The 24,303-nt window shown below is 43.1% G+C and carries 21 protein-coding genes, 1 tRNA gene and 2 pseudogenes; 17 read left to right on the plus strand and 7 right to left on the minus strand.

The window, feature by feature from the left end; all coding sequences use genetic code 11:
- The first annotated feature begins 131 nt into the window (after positions 1 to 131).
- Positions 132 to 959 (plus strand): Uma2 family endonuclease, encoded by an 828-nt coding sequence (locus V7K61_RS18845; RefSeq protein ID WP_335055507.1) that lies wholly within the window; start codon positions 132 to 134, stop codon positions 957 to 959.
- On the opposite strand, the gene V7K61_RS18850 is transcribed toward V7K61_RS18845, so the two are convergent.
- Complete coding sequence (locus V7K61_RS18850; protein WP_335055509.1) at positions 948 to 1,190, minus strand: hypothetical protein; 243 nt, start codon at positions 1,188 to 1,190, stop codon at positions 948 to 950. The two genes, V7K61_RS18845 and V7K61_RS18850, sit on opposite strands and share 12 nt — an antisense overlap.
- Positions 1,191 to 1,548: 358 nt before the next feature.
- Here V7K61_RS18850 and V7K61_RS18855 point away from each other — a divergent pair, with 358 nt between their 5' ends.
- Positions 1,549 to 2,799 carry a serine/threonine-protein kinase gene (locus V7K61_RS18855; protein WP_335055542.1) on the plus strand — a complete coding sequence of 417 codons (1,251 nt, stop codon included), beginning with the start codon at positions 1,549 to 1,551 and terminating at the stop codon, positions 2,797 to 2,799.
- Positions 2,800 to 3,011: 212 nt separating this feature from the next.
- Here V7K61_RS18855 and V7K61_RS18860 read toward each other — a convergent pair whose 3' ends face one another.
- On the minus strand, positions 3,012 to 3,932 hold the full coding sequence (locus V7K61_RS18860; RefSeq protein ID WP_335055511.1) for a Tll0287-like domain-containing protein: 921 nt from the start codon (positions 3,930 to 3,932) through the stop codon (positions 3,012 to 3,014).
- 295 nt (positions 3,933 to 4,227) lie between these two features.
- Between V7K61_RS18860 and V7K61_RS18865 the strand changes: the two genes are divergently transcribed.
- Together V7K61_RS18865 and V7K61_RS18870 are read left to right on the plus strand one after the other, a co-directional pair.
- A complete protein-coding gene (locus V7K61_RS18865) occupies positions 4,228 to 6,120 on the plus strand; it encodes a serine/threonine-protein kinase (RefSeq protein ID WP_335055513.1) in 1,893 nt (630 codons plus the stop codon).
- 150 nt (positions 6,121 to 6,270) lie between these two features.
- Positions 6,271 to 7,164 carry an SDH family Clp fold serine proteinase gene (locus V7K61_RS18870; protein WP_335055515.1) on the plus strand — a complete coding sequence of 298 codons (894 nt, stop codon included), beginning with the start codon at positions 6,271 to 6,273 and terminating at the stop codon, positions 7,162 to 7,164.
- Positions 7,165 to 7,199: 35 nt separating this feature from the next.
- Here the strand turns inward: V7K61_RS18870 and V7K61_RS18875 are convergent, their stop codons facing one another.
- Positions 7,200 to 7,913 (minus strand): peptidoglycan-binding domain-containing protein, encoded by a 714-nt coding sequence (locus tag V7K61_RS18875; protein WP_335055517.1) that lies wholly within the window; start codon positions 7,911 to 7,913, stop codon positions 7,200 to 7,202.
- A 625-nt stretch (positions 7,914 to 8,538) separates the two neighbouring features.
- On the opposite strand from V7K61_RS18875, the gene V7K61_RS18880 reads away from it, so the two are divergent.
- The 7 genes from V7K61_RS18880 to V7K61_RS18910 all read left to right on the plus strand — a co-directional run bounded on the left by V7K61_RS18880 (position 8,539) and on the right by V7K61_RS18910 (position 17,319).
- Positions 8,539 to 9,987 carry a hypothetical protein gene (locus V7K61_RS18880; RefSeq protein WP_335055519.1) on the plus strand — a complete coding sequence of 483 codons (1,449 nt, stop codon included), beginning with the start codon at positions 8,539 to 8,541 and terminating at the stop codon, positions 9,985 to 9,987.
- Between the two features lie 215 nt (positions 9,988 to 10,202).
- Complete coding sequence (gene rimP / locus V7K61_RS18885) at positions 10,203 to 10,664, plus strand: ribosome maturation factor RimP (RefSeq protein WP_289796851.1); 462 nt, start codon at positions 10,203 to 10,205, stop codon at positions 10,662 to 10,664.
- A 230-nt stretch (positions 10,665 to 10,894) separates the two neighbouring features.
- Complete coding sequence (nusA, locus tag V7K61_RS18890) at positions 10,895 to 12,178, plus strand: transcription termination factor NusA (RefSeq protein WP_335055521.1); 1,284 nt, start codon at positions 10,895 to 10,897, stop codon at positions 12,176 to 12,178.
- Positions 12,179 to 12,326: 148 nt separating this feature from the next.
- Positions 12,327 to 12,596 (plus strand): YlxR family protein, encoded by a 270-nt coding sequence (locus V7K61_RS18895; RefSeq protein WP_334822236.1) that lies wholly within the window; start codon positions 12,327 to 12,329, stop codon positions 12,594 to 12,596.
- A gap of 479 nt (positions 12,597 to 13,075) precedes the next feature.
- Positions 13,076 to 16,237, plus strand: coding sequence for a translation initiation factor IF-2 (gene infB / locus V7K61_RS18900; RefSeq protein ID WP_335055522.1), 3,162 nt, complete (start codon positions 13,076 to 13,078; stop codon positions 16,235 to 16,237).
- Positions 16,238 to 16,340: 103 nt separating this feature from the next.
- Positions 16,341 to 16,961, plus strand: a complete 621-nt coding sequence (locus V7K61_RS18905) for a low-complexity tail membrane protein (protein ID WP_094348541.1) — start codon at positions 16,341 to 16,343, stop codon at positions 16,959 to 16,961.
- Positions 16,962 to 17,121: 160 nt separating this feature from the next.
- Positions 17,122 to 17,319 carry a hypothetical protein gene (locus V7K61_RS18910; RefSeq protein WP_322731568.1) on the plus strand — a complete coding sequence of 66 codons (198 nt, stop codon included), beginning with the start codon at positions 17,122 to 17,124 and terminating at the stop codon, positions 17,317 to 17,319.
- Here V7K61_RS18910 and V7K61_RS18915 read toward each other — a convergent pair.
- Positions 17,316 to 17,870, minus strand: a pseudogene (locus tag V7K61_RS18915) (alpha/beta hydrolase). The gene V7K61_RS18910 and the pseudogene V7K61_RS18915 sit on opposite strands and share 4 nt — an antisense overlap.
- Before the next feature lie 383 nt (positions 17,871 to 18,253).
- Between V7K61_RS18915 and V7K61_RS18920 the strand changes: the two are divergent.
- Positions 18,254 to 19,948, plus strand: a complete 1,695-nt coding sequence (locus tag V7K61_RS18920; protein ID WP_335055526.1) for a DUF1565 domain-containing protein — start codon at positions 18,254 to 18,256, stop codon at positions 19,946 to 19,948.
- Positions 19,949 to 20,301: 353 nt separating this feature from the next.
- Here V7K61_RS18920 and V7K61_RS18925 read toward each other — a convergent pair whose 3' ends face one another.
- Entirely contained in the window at positions 20,302 to 20,595 is a 294-nt protein-coding gene (locus V7K61_RS18925; protein WP_335055528.1) for a DUF3493 domain-containing protein, read from the minus strand.
- Positions 20,596 to 20,628: 33 nt separating this feature from the next.
- Here V7K61_RS18925 and V7K61_RS18930 point away from each other — a divergent pair.
- Positions 20,629 to 20,700, plus strand: a tRNA-Thr gene (locus tag V7K61_RS18930).
- A 278-nt stretch (positions 20,701 to 20,978) separates the two neighbouring features.
- On the opposite strand, the gene V7K61_RS18935 is transcribed toward V7K61_RS18930, so the two are convergent.
- Together V7K61_RS18935 and V7K61_RS18940 are read right to left on the minus strand one after the other, a co-directional pair.
- Positions 20,979 to 21,416, minus strand: a complete 438-nt coding sequence (locus V7K61_RS18935; protein ID WP_335055530.1) for a hypothetical protein — start codon at positions 21,414 to 21,416, stop codon at positions 20,979 to 20,981.
- 132 nt (positions 21,417 to 21,548) lie between these two features.
- Positions 21,549 to 21,881, minus strand: a complete 333-nt coding sequence (locus V7K61_RS18940; protein WP_335055532.1) for a hypothetical protein — start codon at positions 21,879 to 21,881, stop codon at positions 21,549 to 21,551.
- 51 nt (positions 21,882 to 21,932) lie between these two features.
- Between V7K61_RS18940 and V7K61_RS18945 the strand changes: the two genes are divergently transcribed.
- The 4 genes and pseudogenes from V7K61_RS18945 to V7K61_RS18960 all read left to right on the plus strand — a co-directional run.
- Complete coding sequence (locus V7K61_RS18945) at positions 21,933 to 22,361, plus strand: DUF433 domain-containing protein (protein WP_335055534.1); 429 nt, start codon at positions 21,933 to 21,935, stop codon at positions 22,359 to 22,361.
- Positions 22,273 to 22,707 (plus strand): DUF5615 family PIN-like protein, encoded by a 435-nt coding sequence (locus V7K61_RS18950; protein WP_335055536.1) that lies wholly within the window; start codon positions 22,273 to 22,275, stop codon positions 22,705 to 22,707. Before V7K61_RS18945 ends, V7K61_RS18950 begins: the two co-directional genes overlap by 89 nt.
- A 154-nt stretch (positions 22,708 to 22,861) precedes the next feature.
- Entirely contained in the window at positions 22,862 to 23,140 is a 279-nt protein-coding gene (locus V7K61_RS18955) for a BrnA antitoxin family protein (RefSeq protein ID WP_335055538.1), read from the plus strand.
- A 297-nt stretch (positions 23,141 to 23,437) separates the two neighbouring features.
- Positions 23,438 to 24,303, plus strand: a pseudogene (locus tag V7K61_RS18960) (CHAT domain-containing protein); the annotation flags it as partial.

Genomic DNA, 24,303 nt, shown 5'->3' on the forward strand with positions numbered 1-24,303 from the left:
AAAACTCAGTACACATCTATTCGCTTCTATTACTTATTCCCTATTCCCTTTTAGAAGCTGTAAATTTAGCATAATCAGTACGGTAGAGCCATAAAAGTAATAGCCGAAAAATATCAAACCCAATTTTTATTATGACTTCTTCTCCCCATTACATCCCTCAATCTGACCCGCCGCTTCCTCCTTGGGAAACGCTACCAACGATGTATGATTTACCAAGTGACAACCCAGAAGAACCAGGTTTGCCAGACGATTTCCACTTTTTACAACCCTTACTTTTATACTTAACTTTTCAGTCCATTAACTGTAATCCCGAACTAGTTTACAGTGCGGCTGACCTTAATCTCTACTATGATTTACAGCATCCTTTGTGGTATAAGCGCCCAGATTGGTTTGGTGTGGTAGGCGTAGGAAAATTATATAAAGGGCAAGACTTACGGTTAAGTTATGTAACTTGGCAAGAACCAGCAAATCCCTTCGTAGTTGTTGAGTTATTATCTCCAGGTACGGAAGACGAAGATTTAGGGACAAGAAGAGAAAGTGCAGTAGATAAACCTCCTAGTAAATGGGAAGTTTATGAGCGAATTTTACGGATTCCCTACTATGTTGTATTTAGTCGCTACACTAGTGAACTTCGGGCTTTTCAGTTAGTCGGCGGTCACTATGAACCGATGAACTTGACTAATGGATACCTGCTAATGCCAGAGATAGATTTAAGTTTAGGCTTATGGCAGGGTTCATTTCGAGATATTGAAAGGTTGTGGTTAAGGTGGTTCACCTTGGCGGGAGAACTAATTCCCGCACCCACAGAGGAAGCTTCTGCTGCAACTCAACGAGCTATTATTGCAGAACAAGAAGCTACGGAAGCTAAACAAGAAGCAGCTCAAGCCAAACGAAAAGCAGAACAATTAGCAGAACGTTTGCGTCAGTTAGGCGTGAATCCTGATGAACTAGATGAATGATTGTAGCTTCGGGAGTCTTTTCTGATACGCAGTATCATTTTCTGCTTTTGAGGAATCATTTATACTGAAAACCTTGATAGCCGATGCTAAAACAGTTATCTGATAACGATATTGGCTCTCATAAAGATTAATTTTTGAGAGCGATCGCATATTTAGCAGTTGAAATACATATAATATTTCTTTCAGCAAGTCTATAGCAACCTCATTTTGTATGAAAAACCATGATGTCACGCTATATCCTTACTGTCCCTCAACCCAGTTTCAATTGGGTTACTAAGGGGAAAATAAGGTTCAGCAGCAACTCTCAAAGGCGATACCCTGAACATTTGCAGATATTACCGCAGACACTAATTATGTTGCGGCGGCTAAAATACTTAAGTATGAGTAGTACGATCTAACTACTCAGGTTAAAATTGTCTATTTGGTAACACAAGACCATCAGAAAATTGTAGAAAAGTGTATTTCCTTGACTCGATAGTGGTGCTAACCTCAATTTAAAGAATGTTATCAGCCCTTATCTGCTAGAGTTTCTGACTTTCAGCAAATTAGATAATTTATCAATAACAAAATCGCTAGGAGTGCGATGATGATGTCACAGTCCCCTATGACAAGACCAGAAATAGCTGCTGGAACTCTAATCGATAACCGCTATATTATCCAAAAACTTCTAGGACAGGGAGGGTTGGGACGAACTTACTTAGCATTTGACACTCGTCGGTTTAATGAAGCCTGTGTTCTCAAAGAATTTGCACCCATTGGCACAGGCGAAAGTGGACTGGAACAATATCGTAACTTATTTAAAAGAGAGGCAAAAATTCTTCATCAATTGCAACATCCTCAAATTCCCAAGTTTTTGGCTTGCTTTGAAGGAGATGGCCGACTATTTTTAGTACAAGAGTATGTTGACGGTAAAACATATTCGAGACTGCTAGGAGAACTTCAACGTCAAGGAAGAAATTTTTCTGAAGACGAAGTTATACAGTGGCTAAAGAATCTGCTACCTGTTTTGGAATATGTCCATCAGCACAACATCATCCACCGAGATATTTCTCCTGACAACATCATGTTACCCGATGGTAAGGATCTGCCAGTGCTGATTGATTTCGGGGTAGGTAAGCAAATTGCTGATATTAACGAAGGGAGAAGTTCCAACCACCAGGTAACGTTTGTTGGCAAAATGTCCCTTGTAGGCAAAGTTGGATATGCTCCCCGCGAACAGATTAGTTTGGGTTTATGTTCACCCTCTAGTGACCTTTATGCTTTGGGTGTAACTGCTATTGTATTACTCACAGCTAGAGATCCATCTTTACTAATGGATCAATACTCACTTGAATGGAACTGGCGTGATTATACCTATGTTACTGATGGGTTTGCTCAAGTACTTGATTGTATGTTGGAAGATAGACCTAACAAGCGATACCAAACAGCCAGCGAAGTTCTTAGAGATTTAGAGCGTATTGGAGAACCAGAAGTAGAAATGTCTTCTGCAATCATGGTTGATGATTTGCCAGCCACGGTATTTAACCCTGAATTTCAGGCTATGTCAGCCATATCGCAGTCATATAACCAATCTGAAGAAACAATTTTTAGTTCACCGACTAGCCCACAAAATGGGCGACGAATTGAACAACAGCAACAACAATCCTCACTCCAACCAGCATTTATCAAACATTGCCAGCAAGAATTAGCCTACCACATCGGCCCAATGGCAAATCTGATTATAGAAGAAATACTAGCTCACAATCCTTATATTTCAGCTGACCAATTCATTGAACTTGTAACTAAGGAAATTCCTAACTTTCAAGCAGCTTTTGAATTCAAAAAAAGCTTATTTTCATAGAGATTTAGACATCATGAAATTGATGAATAATTTTTCATCTCTTAACCAATTATGTAAGTTTAAGTCAAGAGAGCTAATAAAAGTAACAAGGGTTTTTGGCAAAGCTACACGCAACGTCTTCTACAGAAAGTTATTACGTTAGCGTAGCGGTAGCTAATCTACGTACCCGTGCTCTTAAGCAAGCTAAACGCAGCGTCTTGTAGAGAGCATGATTAGGAATTATTGTAATCGCTTGTACCTCCTTGAGTACGTTTGATTCTTTTCATCGCCATTTCTAAACTTAACTGCATCCGTTTAAAGGCTTTAGCTAAATTACCGATTTCATCATTAGACATCTGCTCGAATTCAACTTCCATGTGTCCCGTACTAACTTCTTCGGCTATGCGAGTCATACGTTTGAGAGGTATCACAACTTGTCGATTCAAGAACAAGTTGACTAACAGGATAGTCGCTATAAATATAGCTGATACAATCAAGATAATTACTAAGGAAGACTGATTGGCTTTGCTGATGACATTCTTTGCAGGTACTGATATAATCTGAGCGCCAACAATTTCATTAAGCTTCCACCCAAATCCATTAGCAGCACCATAAAGACTAATCATACTTTGAGGTGCAGCTTCAGGTACACTATGACAGACCAGACAGCTTTGTTCAGAAACTGCTAAGGGACGAGCAATATAAAAGATATCCCCTCCAGGAATTGAGCGAAATCCACTAACTTCTTTAAGGTCTGATTTATTTCTGAACTGTTCTACAATTTCCGTCTCAAAACCGTCAGCCTTATCCCGAAGATTTGTGGGATTGAGAGTTGCTTCTTTATAAAAGAAATCACGGTAGTCTGTTGTTTTACGTAAAATTTCAAACACTTCTCGTGCTGAGTATCCAGGAACGGTTTGCGGCAAAAATTCAGTAGCTAATTTATCAACTAGCTCTGGATTCACTTGAGTACTGGTGTATTTACGAACAGAACTCATTGTTTGGATGAGCATGAGACCAGTGGAGCTAATATCTTGTTTAGCATTCTCCCTCAGTAGAGAAGAAAGAGTAAATCCACTCAAGCTCAGACCAAATGTCAAAATTACCAGTAGCAGAATTGTAAATTTTTGTTTCAAATTTAGATTCTTTAGCATAATTTTAGATTACCTACAAGTCAAATTATTATGAACAAATATGTCTAAAGTCACTGTTTACTCTAGCATGAGCAATCAACTTTCATATTTTCATGTAAAGGCATGGTTTAGCCAAAACTATGAGGATATATCCAAACTTTATACTATTAGTAATTATTGAGGTTAATGAAAATGTTATCTAAGTAATTAAGTTCCAAAAGGCTACAACAGCGATTCAAATGGAATTCCCAAAAATTCGTGTTGGCTGTTCTGATACCTTGCCAAAATAAATACCAGCAATTGTCAAATATTACTAATGGTGTGGAATGCAGGAAAGTCTTTATTCGGGGGACGCTACATTATTGAAGGCCAATTAGGTGAAGGCGGAATTGGCATTACTTATCTTGCCAGAAATCAACGAAATCAACAGCGAGTGATTAAAACCCTCAAAGAAGAAATCCTGAATCACCCCGCCTGGATACTCCACCGAAACAAGTTACGGCAAGACTTTCGTGATGAAGCAGTTCGGCTGGCTGTGTGCCACCATCCTCATATAGTACAGATAGAAACCATCTTTGATGAGGGGAATTTGCCCTGCATGGTGATGGATTACATCGAAGGGGAAGACTTAGCACAGCGCTTGAGGCGAATAGGGGTGCTATCAGAGGCAGAAGCGCTACTTTACATCCGACAAATTGGCGATGCTTTGACCCTAATCCATTCTAAAGGACTGTTGCATCGGGATCTCAAACCACGCAACATCATGATCCGCATTGATAAATTAGAAGCAGTGCTGATAGACTTTGGCATTGCTAGAGAATTTGTTCCTAATATGATCCAAAGGCATACAGTGTATCGTACTCCTGGTTTTGCCCCACCTGAACAGTATGAATCAGAAGCGCCGCGAGGAGAATACATTGATATTTACGCCCTAGCTGCTACTTTGTATAACTTGCTTACCGCAGTTGTACCAACTAGTGCAGATGATAGACGTCACAATATTAATTTAGAACCACCACAATATTTTAATCCCAACATCAGCAATAGGGTAAATCAGGCTATTATGTGCGGCATGGATCTGGAGTCAACGTATCGTCCCCAGTCTGTACAGGAGTGGTTGGATTTATTGGGTTCTGATACTGGGGAAGATATAACTAAAATATCATCTACTTTAGTGATAACGCCTAGAGTGAAACTAGCTGTACCTGTACCTGTTGTATTAGATCGGCAGAACTGGCAATGTGTACAGACCCTCAAAGGTCATTCTAGTATGGTTCATGCGATCGCCATTAGCCCAGACGGGCAATTTATTGCTAGTGGCAGTAATGACAAGACCATCAAACTTTGGCTAGTCGGTACTGGTAAGTTAGTGCGTCAACTGGGTCGTTGGTCTTCTAGTCATTCCAGTATGGTTCATTCCGTCGCCTTTAGCCCAATCTCTTCAAACCTTTCTTATGGCGAATCCGGCAAATCTGCGGGAGTTACAGACCTGAACGGGGGAATCTTAGCTAGCGGGAGTTGGGATAATACAATCAAATTGTGGGATGTCAAGACGGGTAAAGAAATTCGTACTCTCACTGGTCATGCTAATTGGGTGAATTCTGTCACTTTTAGTCCAGATAGCAAGTTTTTGGCTAGTGCTAGCGCTGACTGCACAATCAAACTGTGGCAGGTAAACACAGGCATAGAAATCCAAACTTTTGCAGGTCATTCCGACTCAGTTTCGTCAGTCGCCTATTCTCCGAGAACGCCTGCAACCAATAGCCAGGATAGACAACTAGTGGCTAGTGGCAGTAATGATTACACTATTAAACTGTGGCAAGTATACACAGGCAGAAACATTTACACACTCACAGGCCATTCTTTCTTTGTAAACTGTATCGCCTTCAGCAAAAATGGAGAAATTATTGCTAGTGGTAGTGGTGACAACACGGTTAAACTCTGGCATATAAATACAGGCAGAGAAATTCGTACTCTCATTGGTCATTCTGATTCAGTTTGGTCAGTCGCCTTTAGCCAGGATGGACAATTTCTCGCTAGTGGCAGTTGGGACAACACTATCAAACTGTGGCATATACACAGTGGTATAGAAATCAGCACACTTACAGGGCATTCCAACTATGTTAGATGTGTTGCCTTCAGTCCCGATGGCCAAACCCTAGTTAGTGGTAGTGATGACGACACTATTAAAATTTGGCGAAGGGGGTAGTAAATAATTCGTAATACTTCGGCTACGCTCAGTACAAGTTCGTAGTTCGTAATTCGTAATTTTTCTATAAATCTACAGATAGAACTGCGATCGCCCTAAATTTGTGACAATAATGACGGCAACCGTTATTTTTGAACAAAAATAAATTATATGGGCTTTGGTATTGGTGATTTATTCTGGATTTTCCTCCTTCTGACTTCTTTGCAACCCCTTTGGCAAAAACGTCAAATAGAATATCGCCGCTTGCGTGCTTTACAACAATTCCAGCAGGAACGCAAAAGCCGGGTGATTTTGCTGATTCACCGCCAAGAGTCCATTAGCTTTTTGGGAATTCCCATATCTCGCTACATTACTATTGAAGACTCAGAACAAATACTACGAGCAATTCGCCTCACACCCCCAGATGTACCGATTGACTTAATTTTGCACACTCCTGGTGGTTTGGTTTTGGCTACAGAACAAATCGCTAGAGCGTTAATTCGCCACCAAGCAAAAGTCACAGTTTTTGTACCCCACTATGCGATGAGTGGCGGTACAATGCTTGCGATCGCGTCTGATGAAATTATTATGGACGCTAACGCTGTCCTGGGGCCAGTTGATCCCCAACTGGGTAATTACCCCGCAGCCAGTATCCTGAAAGTGGTTGAAGATAAACCCATCAGTGAGATTGATGACCAAACTCTAATTATGGCCGACCTCTCACGCAAAGCCATACAGCAGGTACAGCGATTTGTACGAACTTTGCTAAAAGACAGTATACCTAAACAAAAAGTTCTGCCAGAAAATATCGAACCGATTATCGAAGCCTTGACAACTGGGCGCGTCACCCACGACTATCCCATCACTATTGAAGAAGCAACAGAAATGGGGCTGCCCGTAACCGTCGGACTGCCCCATTCTATTTATGATCTCATGGATCTTTACCCACAGTCACAAGGAGGACGACCCAGCGTGCAGTACATTCCTATGCCTTACAACGATCTCCGTCCAATTCTACCTACACCCAAGGGCAGACCCTTAGAGGAACCAAATCAGATAACCTGAGGGGCTAGTTTTGGGGTAGGAGTTTTTTGTGGGGACTAAGGTGTAGTTGTCGGTGTAGCTGTTGGTGTAGTTGTCGGTGTAGCTGTCGGTGTAGCTGTTGGTGTAGCTGTTGGTGTAGCTGTCGGTGTAGCTGTTGGTGTAGCTGTTGGTGTAGCTGTCGGTGTAGCTGTCGGTGTAGCTGTCGGTGTAGCTGTCGGTGTAGCTGTTGGTTTAGCTGTTGGTTTAGCTGTCGGTTTAGTTGTCGGCTTAGTTGTTGGTTTAGTTGTCGGCTGGCTAAAGAGTGTCTTTGCTTCTTCATTCAGCTTTTGGCGGAGTGCTAAATTAGCAATTCCAGTTTCTTGCAACTGATATTTCTTCTGATACTCCTTCACCACTTCTTCCGTGCGGGAACCATAAAAATGATCGCGCGGCAGAGGAGGATTTGGCTTCACCACTGCATTCAAATTTTTGTGCAGAATTTGAACAATGTTACCAGCAAAATCTTGGGTTTTTGGCCCTGCGATGCCATCAACTGGTTTTAGCTTGTAACCAGTCTGAAATTCTCGAATTGCCTTTTTAGTTTCCTCATCCGTCAAAGCAGTATTTGTTACCTTGACGTTATAGCCTAATCCCCGCAATACCTCACGGAATTGCTGGGGCGTATAACTTTTTTGAGGGGCTGCAAAACCTGTGTCTGCAATTACCAAACTAGCAGTCATCAGGCAAGTAACAGCAAAGGTTGCGCTTGATTTTCCAAACCCACACCACATACTTAAAAACTCCTTTGGGTTAAATCAGCAGGATCATAAACGTTAACAGCTGCATTTTAAGTTTGTTTAATAACTTTTTTCACGATTATTTAATGAATTTTGAACAAATTGTGATTTTTTTTTGTTAAATTTGGCTATCAACTTAAAAAGTAATTTGTGTCATCTATCAAAAGAAGCATCTTGCTGTGGCAGGTGCAACAGCGATCCGCTCGTTTAAATCAAATACACCTTTTTAACACTAAATTGCCGTGTAGCTCACATCTGTGCATTGGTGTCAACTTAAGATGAAAGGCAGTCTCTTGACCTATGGCTATGCTTCAATGAGGAGTATTTTCAGCCTATGGTTGAAAAAGGGGTTTTGGTTTGGGCTAAAGTTGACATCCATAACAGATGTGTCCGCTGGGGTTCTACTCGACTGGAAATTGCTGTAATTGGTTAGAAAGGGCAGAAAGAAAATTAATAAGAGTACTCCAAGTAAAAAAATGCCCAATTGTCATTGCGTTCGCCCTTGGCGTTCCCGAAGGGCGAACGCAATGACGGGTTTTGGATCATTTATTTTTTGGAACACTCTAAATGAAAGAGTTTATATTTTAAATACCCAAACAAGTATCATATTTTACAGAAAATGAAAAATGTAAAATCTTCTAAGCAGCGTAATCTTTGGTTTGAAAGATTTATGGCAATTGCTGCCACCGTAAATTTAAGTTTAGTTTTGTTTGATTTAAGTTACGTACCTTGGCGAGATTTCTACTTGCGAAAACTTCCCCAAATTACTAAGATTTATGACCCAATCAAAGGTATTGAAAGTCATCGAGACACAAAAAGTTATCTAGAAACAGTAGACGCATTAGAAGAACAAGTTAGGCAAACAGGGTTACAGTCGCCTCAGGTAAATAGCAGGCTAATACAAATAAGTCGTCTTAGCAGCGAGATGATTGACAGTAACCCGTTTGCGGGAGCAAATAAGAGTGGGACTCTGGAAAAAATCAAACAAAGGATGCGATCGCACATCGGTAATGAATCTGCAAAGCAGTCCTTCGCTACTTTTTGGAGTCAGCCATACATATCACAAAATGGCTGGCTTGAAGAAATTAATTTTTTTAACAAGAGCATTCGTCCTTTAATCGCCAGTAACTACTACCGCCAAATCGGGGAAAATGGCGATTTTATTGATAAATTCTGGATTATTGACTTACCCTTTGTGATTTTATTTGGCGTAGAATTGCTGGGGCGCACCTTCTTGCTCAAACGCCAACATCCTGGTTTTAGCTGGTTAGAAGCACTATTGTGGCGTTGGTACGATTTATTTTTACTACTACCATTTTGGCGAGAGTTCCGAATTATACCTGTATTAATTCGCCTCGATCAAGCGCAGTTATTGAATCTGCATCCAGTGCGAAAGCAACTTAATCAGGGGATTGTCGCCAATTTTGCCGAAGAACTCACAGAAATTGTCGTGGTGAGGGTGATTAATCAGGTTCAGGGTTCAATTCAGCGGGGTGAATTGACAAGTTGGCTCTCCCAACAAGAAAATTTACGTCCCTACATAGATATTAATAATGTGAATGAAGTGGAAGCGATCGCAGGTCTTTTGGTAAAAACAATTGTCTACCAAGTGCTACCTGATATCCAACCTGCGATCGTTGCCATTCTGCGCCACAACATCGAAACCGTCTTCCATCAAGTCCCCGTCTACCGCAACCTCCAGAATCTCCCTGGCGTGGGTCAGGCCCAAACCCAGTTAAGCGAACAACTGGCGACCCAAATCACAACTAATCTTTACAAAACTTTAGTTAGCGCTGTTGAAGACCCTGTAGGAGCAAAACTCACCAGTCAGCTAGTAGAAAGCTTCACCAAGGTATTGGGATCTCAAATCAAGGAAAAACATGTACTCTCAGAAATTCAGAGTTTACTTTTTGACTTCTTAGAGGAAATCAAACTCAACTACGTCCAGCGTTTATCCCAAGAAGACATAGACCAAATTATCGAGCAAACCAGGCAGCTACGAACACAAGTATCAGTTCCGGTGGTAGTGGATAAAGGCGTTACTCTCCCAAAAATACGAGAAGGGTAGGGAGAGCAGAGGGGCAGAGGGGCAGGGGAGCAGGGAGACAAGGAGGATTACTAAAGCCAATGCCCAATGACTAATGACTAATGACTAATGACTATCTAAGAAATGCGCTAAACTCGAATTAGGCGAATCATCATTTGGTTCGTCACAAGACTTCTTGGAAGATATACCTATCGCAGGAAGTGGGTCGATGCCCACTTTTTTTATTGAATTCTCTCATGGCTCATCCTTTAGTTCCACAAATTATTGATTTGGCGACACCAGTGGCAGAAGAACTGGGATTGGAAGTGGTTGGCGTGGTTTTTCACACCAACCAAAGTCCACCAGTGTTGCGGGTAGACATTCGCAATCCTGAGCAAGACACTGGGTTGAACGATTGTGAGAGGATGAGCCGTGCTTTAGAAGCCTCCTTAGATGCTGCGGAAATCGTTCCAGATACATACGTCTTGGAAGTGTCTAGTCCTGGTATTTCGCGGCAACTGGTAACAGACAGGGAGTTTATTTCCTTTAAAGGATTTCCTGTCATTATCTCCACAACGCCCCCCTACGACGGACAACAAGAGTGGATTGGTCTGTTGATTCGTCGGGATGAGACAGCACTTTACTTAAACCAAAAAGGTCGTGTAGTCGAAATTCCCCGCTCCCTAATTACTAAGGTGCAGTTAGAGGAGCGCCGATAAACAAAGGGCTATGGCTCAAGAGTTAGAGACTAGAGCACCTTAGCTCAAGGCTAAAGATTAGGAACTAAGGGCTAAAGGTTAGAGGCTAGAGGTTAGAGATTAGTTTAAAGCTATTCTCTAATCCCTGGCTCTAGTGCGTAGTTTTCAGTCCCTAGTCCCCAGTCCCCACTCAGTAGAGACGCGATTAATCGCATCTCTCCCCACTCCCTAATTTTTAAAGGAGATTGCTTATGTCAATGGTTACTTTACCTGGATTAAAAGAATTAATTGAAAGTATAAGTCGCGATCGCAATTTACCCCGGCTTGCAGTTCAATCAGCGATTAGAGAAGCACTACTCAAAGGCTACGAACGTTATCGTCGTGCCCAAAATTTAGAGCGCAGACAGTTTGACGAAGATTATTTTGAGAATTTTGAAGTAGAACTCGATATTGAAGGAGAAGGCTTTCGCGTTCTTTCCACCAAAACCATTGTTGAAGAAGTAGATAACACAGACCACCAAATTTCACTGGACGAAGTTCAGCAAGTTGCTCCCGAAGCCCAGTTAGGCGACTCTGTGGTGCTAGATGTTACCCCCGATCAAGGAGAATTTGGGCGGATGGCGGCGATGCAAACTAAGCAGGTATTGGCGCAAAAATTACGGGATCAACAGCGCCAGATGGTGCAAGAAGAGTTCCAAGATTTAGAAGGAACTGTTCTCCAAGCAAGAGTCCTGCGGTTTGAGCGGCAATCAGTGGTTTTGGCAGTGACCAGTAATTTTGGTCAGCCAGAAGTAGAAGCCGAATTACCGAAGCGAGAACAGCTACCTAACGATAATTATCGGGCAAATGCCACCTTCAAGGTATATCTGAAAAAAGTATCCCAAGGTCAGCAACGAGGGCCACAGTTGCTTGTGTCTCGTGCTGATGCTGGTTTGGTAGTTTATCTTTTCGCCAACGAAGTCCCAGAAATTGAAGATGAAGTGGTACGGATTGTTGCCGTAGCTAGGGAGGCAAACCCCCCCTCCCGTTATGTCGGCCCCCGGACTAAAATAGCAGTAGATACTCTCGATCGCGATGTAGACCCAGTAGGCGCTTGTATTGGAGCCAGGGGATCGCGAATTCAAGTGGTAGTCAACGAATTACGCGGTGAGAAAATAGATGTAATTCGCTGGTCGCCAGACCCAGCAACATACATTGCTAATGCCTTAAGTCCAGCACGGGTAGATGAAGTACGCCTAATGGACCCAGAATCGCGGCAAACTCACGTACTTGTAGCTGAAGATCAATTGAGTTTGGCCATTGGTAAGGAAGGGCAAAACGTCCGTTTGGCAGCCCGTCTGACTGGCTGGAAAATAGACATCAAAGACAAAGCTAAGTATGACTTTGCAGGAGAGGATGCCAAATTTGCAGCCGTCAGAACAAAATATCAATCAGAGGAATCAGAGGAAGACGATCTTGAATATGAGGAAGAATTCGAGGATGAAAGTCAGGAAGAATTAGAAGAAGATAGTTTTGACAATAACGATGATGAATAATTGATTAATTTTGTAAAGTTTTGATACTGTAGATTGTAGTCTCAGTCTCAAGGATTATTTTCTCAAAAGTTACTTGGTATCAGTAAAAAATAGTAATAATAAACTTCTTTTTACACCCAAAATCCTGGACTGAGATCGCAAAGAACCGATGAAACCAAATTATCGGCGCTGTATTAGTTGCCGTAAAGTAGGCTCAAAAGATGAGTTTTGGCGGATTGTCCGCGTCTTTCCATCGGGAAAGGTACAATTAGATCAGGGCATGGGGCGTTCAGCCTATATTTGTCCAGAAACGAGTTGCTTACAAGCGGCTCAAAAAAAAAATCGACTAGGGCGATCGCTACATGCATCAGTGCCAGAAGCACTGTACCAAAGCTTGTCGCAACGTCTAGCCCGCAGTAATACCCAAAACCAAATTTAGTTGGAACAACTTTGTGACGTAATCATTAGCGGAATTGTGTCGAAAGCCGAAGTCGTGCTTTCATCACACTCCCCGTTGATCGTTAAGGTTAGTGCCAAAATAGTAAATGGGTGTAAAAGGCATTCGGCTCTCCAATAACGAGGGGCGAGGCAACACTCCCAGAACAAGATGTAATCGATTGTGTTGTGGAAGACTCAGAATCAACAAAACAAGAAACTACAAAATGGCAACCTGGTAGCGCTTAGGCGCAGTTCGGCGTCAAGGATTCCTATAAAAATCTTTTATTTAAGAAATTTTTATGGGTATCCCTCAACCATCATTCCTGGTGGGGATGCCATTATTAAACCGAAACATCTCTCTTTCCTGATTGGAGGCACCGGCAAAAACTGAACGGCAGTCTAAAAACAGTAATCCAAGGATGGAGATGTCGCAAACCAGGCAACCATCCGCTAAAACTGTAAATTAAAGGGGAAGAGTGGATGACCAACGGCAAAGTTAGAATTTATGAATTATCAAAGGAATTGAATTTGGATAACAAAGAGCTACTAGCAATTTGCGACCAGCTCGATATTGCAGTCAAAAGCCATAGCAGCACGATTTCCGAATCCGAGGCAGAAAACATCCGGGCGGCAGCAGAAAAGCTTGCAACTACGAGTGTGTCTGCCAAAAAGGAACTAGGTACAACCAGCCATAAGCCAAATTCACCACCCAACGGCGGACGTAACCGACCTGCTGCACCCCACAAACAGCAAATTTTGGAAATACGCAAACCCAAAATATTGAGAAATACTACTCCCAACGCCCCAGAGGCGTCACTTGCTAACAATACCCAAGCTGCCTTGTCTGAAGCTAATCCTCCCTCTCCTCCACGGCCTTTCGCTACACCAGTCTCACCCCTGAAACCGGCAGCACCAACTCGACCTGTGCCCCGGACTCAATCTGAGACTCAAGAGCAACCTCCGATCGCTGACTTGGAACAAACGCCTAATCCAAATCCGGCAGCGGAAAAAATAGCATCCCAAAAACCGGAAAAAACAGTTTCACCGAGACCGAAATCGGAAAAACCGATCAAACCACAACTAGTTGCTCCTCCAGCCAGACCTGAGGCAGAAGTTGCCCAGGTGGTAGATGAGCAGCCAGTATCTCAGGCAGATAAACCGATCCTCAAACGCGACCAACGGCTACGTCCCGCGGAAGGCGATCGCGAACAAATTAAGCCGAGAGTTGCTAAACTGCCAACCGACCAGTCCGCACCAGGTGCGCCACAAAGGACAAGTCGTCCTACCCCTGCACCCAGCAGACCAGAGCCGAGGGGCAATAGACCATCTGCACCATCACAACTAGGAGAGGGACAAAGACCCAGACCGGCACGTCCAGGTGAAGCAGTAGCAGCCGCAATGCCGATCGCTACTCCACCCAGACAGATGTCAGGCATAGCGGGCAAATCTCAAGGATTGGGTGATGAACCAGTCACACCGGATCTCCTCGATTTGAAACGCCCAAGTCCGCCTCGACCGACCAAAGGCGGCAAAAAATGGGTAGAAGAGGAAATAATTGACGAAGTTAAAGAGAAGGCAAAAGCTGGCGTCAAAGGCAAGCGGATCAAACCCATCCTTGATGATGAGTTTGAAGAAGATTTGCTCGATGATGACGATATAGATTCACCAGCCACAGTCCAAGTCAGCCTTTCTATCGCTCGTCCTCCCAAACCGAAAGCGACTCGACCTGTACAGATGCCAGGTGCAACCCTTGCTAGCGCCCCAACTGCAAGAGGGAGAAAATCTGGTTCTAGGTCTGGTTCCAAGTCTTCGGGCCGCGACCATCACCAAAACCGTCGCCAAGAAGCCGAGACAAAGCGCGATCGCCCCGAAAAAGTGACGATCACAGGGCCGTTGACTGTGCAAGAACTGTCTGACGTATTAGGCGTTCCTGATACAGAGATTGTCAAAATCCTGTTCCTTAAAGGTATGGCGGTGAGTATCACTCAAAATCTAGATATTCCCACAATTACCCTGGTAGGAAAAGAACTAGAAATAGAAGTTGAAACCGTCGAACGAGAAGCAGAAGCTCGGAAAATCACGGAAATGGTCGGCGTAGAAGACCAAGAATATCTTCATCGCCGTCCGCCTGTCGTGACAATTATGGGTCACGTAGACCACGGTAAAACAACCCTGCTGGACTCAATCCGCAAAACCAAGGTGGCTGCTGGCGAAGCTGGCGGTATCACTCAGCACATTGGTGCATACCATGTGGATATAGTACATGAGGGCAAACCACAGCAAATCGTCTTCCTGGATACTCCTGGTCACGAAGCCTTTACAGCTATGCGGGCACGAGGAGCGCGGGTAACAGACATTGCCGTGTTAGTAGTGGCTGCTGATGATGGTGTCCGTCCCCAAACCATTGAAGCCATTAGTCACGCCCAAGCTGCGGGAGTGCCAATTGTTGTTGCCATCAACAAAATTGACAAAGAAGGGGCACAGCCAGAGCGGGTTAAACAAGAACTAACCCAGTATGGTCTGACCGCAGAAGACTGGGGCGGTGAGACAATCATGGTTCCCGTGAGCGCCATCAGAGGTGAAAATCTGGATACGCTCTTAGAGATGATTCTGTTGGTAGCAGAGGTTGCAGAACTATCTGCCAACCCAGATCGTACCGCCAAAGGAACTGTCATTGAAGCACATCTGGATAAAGCTAAGGGAGCAGTTGCTACCCTCCTAATTCAGAATGGCACCCTGCATGTGGGAGATATCTTGGTAGCTGGCTCGGCCTTTGGTAAAGTCCGGGCGATGGTGGATGACAGAAGTAAGAGAGTAGACATTGCTTCTCCTTCCTTTGCTGTCGAGGTACTAGGTTTAAGTGATGTGCCAGCCGCCGGCGACGAGTTCGAGGTCTTCCACAACGAAAAAGAAGCCAGATCCCTCGCTAGCGATCGCGCCGATAGACAACGCCTATCCCGCCTGTTACAAGGACGTGTTACCCTCACAACCCTGTCGGCTCAAGCCCAAGAAGGCGAGTTGAAAGAACTCAACTTGATCTTGAAAGGAGACGTACAAGGTTCCGTGGAAGCTATTGTGGGAGCGCTCAAGCAAATCCCGCAAAACGAAGTCCAAATTCGGATGCTGTTGGCGACTGCTGGGGAAATCACCGAGACAGATATCGATTTAGCCGCTGCCAGTAACGCTGTAATTATCGGCTTCAACACCACCTTTGCCAGTGGCGCTAGACAGGCCGCTGATGAAGCAGGTGTAGATGTCAGAGAATATAACGTCATCTACAAACTCCTAGAAGATATCCAAGATGCCTTGGAAGGTCTTTTGGAACCAGAGTTGGTGGAAGAACCCTTGGGTCAAACCGAAGTCCGTGCCGTCTTCCCAGTCGGTCGTGGTGCGGTTGCCGGTTGCTACGTTCAATCTGGCAAGCTAGTTCGCAACTGCAAAGTCAGGGTGCGACGCGGCGGTAAGGTGATCTTTGAAGGCGTCCTTGATTCCCTAAAACGGATGAAAGAAGATACCCGTGAGGTCAACGCCGGTTATGAATGCGGTGTCGGCATGGATAAATTCAATGATTGGGTTGAAGGTGACATCATCGAATCCTATCAGATGGTTACGAAACGCCGCACTCTCACCTTAACGAGATAGTGTTAAGGGTAAAATGCTTAGGAGTTAGGAGTGATACATTAGGAGTTAGGAGTTAAAGACTACTAATTCTTAACTCCTAACTCTTAACTCATAACTTTTTATTATGCATTCATTTCGCTCTGAACCTATTTTGTGGATTCACGTCGCTGGATTGGCGACGTTGCCTGTTTTTTTAGTACTCTGCTTATTGTTTTTGTCTGTAGGCGAGCCATTTTTGCCGGTCTGGATGGAGCTATTCTTAGTTGCCGCCATTGGTGTTCTCCCTCTGCTATGGATGCAGTTGCGTCGCCCCTTTTATATATTTGCTCTTTTAGGAATAGCCCTAAAGCCAGAAAATCTGACTGAACGGCAGCGGAAAATTCTCTGTTTAATTAATACAAAATTAAATCGTGTCCTGGCATTAGTAGCAGCAGTATTATCGGTTTGGATACTGTGGAATCTTTACCAAATTGCCCCATTAGTAGCAAATTCAGCTAAATTTCTCCCACAATGGCGCAGCCTTGCACTAGTGCTTGCGGGATTAGCCTTTTTGGGCAGCAATCTATTTTTACAAATACCTGTGAGTGTAATGCGAGTTTTGGTGATTAATGAGACAGAATTCGCTGGCATAGAACCATTATCTTTAGAAAAGATTAAGCAAGATTTCACCATTTTAGGAGTGCGGGTTAATCAAATCGTGCCCCGATTATTGCAATCATTGTTTAGGATAAATACAGATTCGTAGTAGCCCATAAAGTATATTATTTCGCTTTCAAGGGCTAGAGAGAAGAGCAGGGGAGGCAGGGGTGCAGAGGAGCAGAGGAGAATAACTAATAACCAATGCTCAATGCCCCATTTCCAATATCCAGTTACCGTTGAAGTCTAAAATAAAGGAATAAGGAACTATGGCTCAAATTCCAGCTTCTAGCGATCGCCAATTTTCTGCTGATACTGAAATTTGGTATAGTCTCAAATGTGCAATCTCCAATAGTTCCGGTTTTCAGCGCTGGCAACTAGAACGCGATGCTCAATTGCATGGAATTCGCTTGGAACAGCAGGTACAACGGTATTTACGAGAAACTTTAGAAACTTTAGCTTACTAAATACCTAATAAATCTTGTAGGTTTGTTTGCAAGCGGCGGAGTTGACGGTATGCACTCTCCAAGCGATGCCTACGGCGGTAAACTACGCCATCAAGTTCCACTTCATTGGTGGAATAATTCTTAATAATTTCAATCAGCGATACTTGCCTGTCTTGACTCGCAGAAAGTATTAAAGCGGCTCGTAAAGCCTGCCGATCTTCTCTCCGAGACGGTATATAAGTAAGTTGACGAATTTGATCCAAAATAATATTACCAATCTGGCTATTTAGCACTCTATCTAAAAATACAGGGTTTACCTTCACTGGCTTTGTTAAATACTGACGAATGGCTTTGGGGTCTTGTCGCGCCTAAGCTAAATTAACTTTTAGTAAACCTGAGAGTTCACCTGTTTGGGCAAAGGTGGATAGTTCCTCTACAGAAAGTGATTCACGGAAAATACCATACTTCAGGACTACTCGTTCTGCCGCAAAGGCAGGAGTGGACAAAAACAGAAGACAGATACTACCCGCTAAAACTAAGACGCGACGCAGCCATAAAAAATTAAAATGCATTTCTCTCGATTTCCAATAAGTTTGCTTTTTCTGCGATCGTAATTCCAGCAGAATTAGTCGCGGTATCTAGCTTTAAAAAATACTAAAAATCGCCTCATCCCCATAGTACCCATAAGAAAATTTTCTAGATAACACAATATTAGGACTTACGCAAAAAACCTCTCTACCTTTTATTCCTCTGCGTCCTCTGTGGTTTGATTTTCCATGACTGTGCCTAAGTCCTAAATATAAGCAATGTATAAGTTCTGTGATCTATCTAGGGAATTTAGCTGAATCAGTGCTAATCATCCAGTATAGTTTGCATGGGTTTTACAGCAGCTACAAAGCTGCTACCTTTAACCTTGTTCGACATACCGTAATTCAGCACATCACAGACTCAAAAAATGAAATATCGGGGTTATCACATTTCTCTAGCGAAAAATTTTCGCCTTCTTTCTAGCAGTCATCTCAGATATACTTTGCGCGTAGGAGCCGGACTAACGGCAATACTTGTTGTTTCTAGTGGGTCAATACTACTACCTAATGAGGTTAATGCTGGTGCGACTCATCCAGAAAATATCGCCCCAACTATCACAGCGCAAGCTCCTGCAACTGCCGCAGCAATTTACGTTAATCCAGCAACTGGTGCAGATAGGGCTGGTGCTGGTGCCACCTCATCTGCACCCTACAAAAGCATAAGTTTCGCTCTCAGTCAAGCTCAAGCAGGTGCAGTGATTCAATTAGCACCTGGTAACTATAACCAGGAAAGTGGTGAAACCTTTCCGCTTTTACTTAAACCAGGGGTGACACTGCGCGGTGATGAAGCTACTAAAGGTCAAGCGATATTGATTGCAGGTGGAGGCTTTTATACTAGTCGCACCTTTGCCAGACAGGACATTACCATCCTGGCCGAGCAAGATACCACGATCGCAGGTGTCACCGTTACCAACCCAAATAGCCGGGGTACGGGTGTGTGGGTAGAGTCAACTAATCCGATTATCAAAAACAGTACTTTTACTAACAGTGTTAGAGAGGGTGTTTTTGTTACGGGTACAGGCAATCCCAAAATTGAAAGTAACCTCTTTGTACAAAACAAAGGCAATGGGATTTCAATTGCTAAAGCTGCCCAAGGAGAAATTCGGAGTAACTTATTTCAGGATACTGGTTTTGGTCTTGCGATCGGTGGCACTTCCACACCTCTAGTTGTAGAAAACCAAGTTATCGAAAACCAAGACGGTCTTTTTATCTCAGAGTCAGCGAAGCCCGTATTGCGTAAGAATGTCATTCAAAATAATAAGCGGGATGGAGTTGTAGCAACTGTTAATGCTTTACCCGATCTTGGCACTAACGAAAATCCTGGTGGCAATCTTATTCGCAACAACACTCGTTATGATGTGAACAACGCCACCAAAACAGGTAAGATTGTCGCTGTTGGCAACGATATCGATCAGAAAAAGATTTTTGGCTCAGTAGATTTTGTTGCCGCAAGTGTTGACGTACCCCCCGGAGGGCCTGTTGCCTTTAAAGATGTGCCAGCAAATTACTGGGCAAAAAGCTACATCGAAGCCTTAGCCTCCCAAAATATTATTGCGGGCTTTCCTGATGGCAGCTTTAAACCCAATGAACCTGTAACCCGCGCTCAATTCGCCACTATTGTTACTAAAGCTTTAACGCCAGCAGCCAAACGCCCAGCCATTCAGTTTAAGGATGTAGCAAGCAATTTCTGGGCTTACGCTGCTATTCAATCTGCTTACCAGAGTCAATTTGTTTCTGGTTATCCCGATGGCACTTTTAAGCCACAGCAGCAAATTCCCAGAGTGCAAGCGTTAGTCGCTTTAGCTAATGGTTTGGGCTTAACCGCAAGTAATCAAAATATCCTTTCTTTTTACACCGATGCGGCCCAGATTCCTAATTATGCGATCGCTCCTGTTGCTGCGGCAACTGCACGGCAACTAGTAATCAATTATCCCACAGTGAAGCAACTCAATCCTAATCGTCAGGCAACTAGAGCTGAGGTTGCTGCCTTTGTTTACCAGGCACTTGTCAATGCTGGACGTGCCCAACCAATTCCTTCATCCTATTTGGTAACAGCCCAGTAAATGCCTAGTTAGCAAATTAGAAGCACCAGACTAATAATTTGTTAGTCTGGTGCTTCCAATTAATGTGAGTTTTGTTAAATTTGGGAGTTTTTAAACATAAAAATTGGGGTCTTTAAATATAGCTGACCCCATTTGAATGTGATTGGGTTTATGGTCAGGGTCTTTATATTGGCTGACCCCGTTTCAATGATTTCTATTTTCTCAGAAATTTTTGCTTTTTAGGATTTCCTAATAATTTTTTTATTTTTTCTTTCTTGATATTTTAATATTCATCAAAGCATTAATAAATTTGAAGAATATAAAGATATATCCAAAGAAAGGAGTCAAAAATTAACTAGCTAAAATTTCTCCCTTCAGGAATTAGAATTTTTACCCGATTGGGGGCGTTGTTGCCGACGCTGTTCCCAGCGCCAGAGGAAAACCATTAGAGCAACTATCCCTACTTGGAGAGCTAAACTTGGCATTGCGCTCTCAACATCGCGTCCGGCAAGCACTTGGAAGAAAAAAACGAATGCGCCAATAGAGCCAGAAGCACCAAAAGCAATGTAAATAAATTGTCTTAAGCCGCGATAAGGAGCGGCTATTTCTGCTTTGAGGCTGGCGTATTGTTCAGGGTTAAGGCGATTTTTGCGATTTTGATCCACCATGACTAAATCATGTTATACTCTTAGATTGTGTACGCCGATGTGGCTCAGTGGTAGAGCAGCTGATTCGTAATCAGCAGGCCGTGGGTTCAAATCCCATCATCGGCTTTAATTAAAGTATTGCTCAATAGTCAAGTTTGACACAAATCATGTACAGTGACTAATTATTTGCGATCGGTGACACATTGATGTCATTGTAACAAATTATTGTCATCAAACTTAGATTATTACTGATGATAGTGATTATGTGACAGTGCCAGGAATTCAGGTATTTACTACTAATTCGGGAGCGATCGCATCCTTGACATAAAAAATGTTGGCGACAAAAAGATCCCCGACTTTTCTAAAAAGTCGGGGATCTGATTTCTTGTTTAAGTAGGTGTGGATTATTGCAGCAAGGGAGTTGTGCCATTACCGTTAGTTGAGGCATTGGCAATTGCAGCTTGAGTAGGTTGAGTAGTAAGAACCGCTATAAGTGGAGTAACTTTTGAACTAGATTGTTTACTTCGTTTTCGATTGGAGCCGCCAGCCTTGGAATACTCCATACTGTTTTTGCCGTAGACAGTTGCAACTCCACTTAGCATTCGTTCAGACATTTCGGAAAGAGCTTTATCCATCTGGGTTACTGTTTTACGCGATTCTTCCAGATTGGACACCAGGGTATTATTAGCTTCTACCATCGCACGGGTAGTGTTGATTAAGTGGTTGTAAGCTTCAATGGTTAACCCATGTCCTAAATCCAGATTTTCATCAATAGATTTAAGCAAGGCGAGACGAAGTTGGGCTTTGTCAACAGCAGCAGAACCACGAGTTTTTAAAGACATGAGATATCCTTTTTTTAATTCCTTTTTCAAGATAGTGGAGTATCTTTTTGCCTGAGATGGGTAGTTTTGTGGATTTATTTACTTAAAAGTTCAACGAAATAATTACGAGTTTACCTGTGTTTTTACTCATTTTTAATATCGATTTATTGTTTGAGAATAAGTACAATCAGCAACAGTAATCACAAAATCAATAAATGCGTACCCCGAAATAGCAATTGCATACCCCGAAATAGCAATTGCGTACCCCGAAATAGCAATTGCGTACCCCGAAATAGCAATTGCATACCCCGAAATAGCAATTGCGTACTCCGAAATAGCAATTGCGTACTCCGAAATAGCAATTGCGTACTCCGAAATAGCAATTGCGTACTCCGAAATAGCAATTGCGTACTCCGAAATAGCAATTGCATTCTCCAAATCGATAAATGCGTTGGAGTAGCCCAACCCAGGCATCGCCAAAATCACAAACGATAAATTGAAACTGCTACGGGGCGATCGCTTAAAATAAAGCAAGTAATGAAAAATCAATTCATTGAGCTTCAGCAAATGCCTTCCTACTTGGTCAACTTACCTGTTCAACTACAGCAAGAGATAGAGCAATGGGCAACTAGCCAAGGAATTTCCCTCGATGAATTTATTTTGTGGGCAGTAGCAGAAAAAGTTGCCTCCCTTCGCCATCAACTAAACGACCCCTCCTTTCCCTTGATTAGCTATCGCATTGGAAGCAGTGGCCAAAAAGTTCCCGTTGTTAGTGGTACAGGAATTCGAGTGCAAACTCTAGCGATTGCTGCTCATCAGTGGGGCTGGTCTTGCGAGCAAATTGTCCAACAGTATGGTATTACTGAAGCTCAGATCAATGACGCACTGGGTTTTTACACTGCCCATCGTACCGAGATTGATGAAGCGATCGCTACAGAACAAGCGATTGAAACTGCTGGTGTCTAAACTCCTGCTGCATTTAGATGCAGACACCTCCATTAAAGCATTGCATACGGCTCTAGTTGCTCGTGGTCATGATGTGACTCGCACTCCCAATGAATGGATGCCAGAAGATGCTAGCGATGAAATGCAACTGCTGAAAGCCACAGATAACGGACGGTGTATTTTTACCTTCAACATCAAAGATTTCTTGTCCTTGGTTATTCAGTATCCGCAGCATAGAGGCATTATTCTAGCGGCACAAAATAGTTGGAATTTGTCTGACCTCATTCAAGCATTGGATCGCTTGCTATCAGAAACTCAAGCAGAAGACTGGCCTGGGCAAATACGTTGGTTAAATCAATGGCGATGAGAATAGCGTATCAATTGAAAAACAGAACTTTGCGTTGGCGTAGCCCGCCGTAGGCATCGCCAAATCTATAAATGCGTTGGCGTAGCCGTTGTAGTTTGGACAGAACGCAAAAATAATGTGATTCGGATCATTTCAGCACGAAGGGCAAATCGGTATGAGCGACAAAAACTTGAGAAATACCTCTCGTACTAACTGGACAGCATTGGAGTCAATGAACGATGAAGAAATTGACTACTCTGATATTCCACCATTGACAGAAGATTTTTTTCAGAAAGCTACTCTCCGCGTTCCCGCACCTCAAGCACAGCAATTGGTACAGATTGAGCCAGATATACTAGAGTGGTTTCAAGCTCAAAGCGGAGAATATAAAACCTTAATCAACTCTGTTTTACGTCTTTACATCGAAAACTGCAACGAACACAGAGCAGTGTAAAAATTTAAAATTCAATCTTACACCGGAACTTCCCCCTCGATTAGATGGCAATTTATATCGGGGGGTATTGCTTGATATTTACTCAAAAGCTTCTTAGCAAAACGCGATCGCATCTTTTGGAAATCAAGCGATCGCAAAATCAGTGTATTGTCTGTTCATGAGTGAAAAATACTCATCCACGAAGTTCTTTTATCGTTGAGAACGCATCACCTGTGATGAAATTTTACACTTTTCTGGAATTTAGGGCGTTGGTGTTGAATTATTCTGATGATCGAGTTGCATCTCACGCCCTGACCCATGAATGAACAGCGACAGCAAGCTTATCTCAACTTCATTCAAAGTCTTTTGAATTGCAGTAGTCACGATGAAGTCGGAGAGATTTTGGCAGCAAACCAAGAATTAGTGGATGTTGGCTTCTTGCAGACGCTAGAAGCGAAGGCGGCGATGTTTTCGCAGCAGGGATATGAGAATACAGCGAGTTGGTTGCAAGGTTTGGCAATGCAACTCAGGGAAGCGTTAAATCTAGATACTAAAGTAGATTTGCAGTCTCTCAGTGAGGAGGAGATACAGGCATATTTCCAATTCTTGATGAAGGTAATAATAGCAACCGCAGAAAGTAGGGGTAATTCCCAGGTAGTTTACTCCTTGTTGGCAAAGAATACAGACAAACTCGACGGAGTGCTAACAGAAATATTGCGCTGTTGGGGGATAAATAGCCTTGGGGAAGTGACAGCAGATGAAGCGGAAGATTTAGCAGCAGTTATTGTTGAATTTAGCAATTTAATAGCGCAATTCCCCTTGGGTAGCAAAGCCAGTAATATGGAAATTGCCATTACTGGCTATGAAGTCGCGTTGATAGTCTACACCAGAGAAGCTTTGCCTCAATCTTGGGCAATGACGCAAAATAATCTCGCAATTGCCTACAGGGGTAGAATAAAAGGAGACAGGGCAGATAACATCGAAAATGCGATCGCGGCTTATACTGCTGCTTTAACTGTCACAACCAAAGAAGCTTTGCCTCAATATTATTGGGCAGGAACGCAAAATAATCTCGCAAATGCCTACAGCGATAGAATAAAAGGAGACAGGGCAGATAACATCGAAATTGCGATCGCTGCTTATACTGCTGCTTTAAAAGTCTACACCAGAGAAGCTTTGCCTCA

It is taken from the genome of Nostoc sp. (assembly GCF_036918015.1).
Taxonomy (GTDB): Bacteria; Cyanobacteriota; Cyanobacteriia; order Cyanobacteriales; family Nostocaceae; genus Nostoc.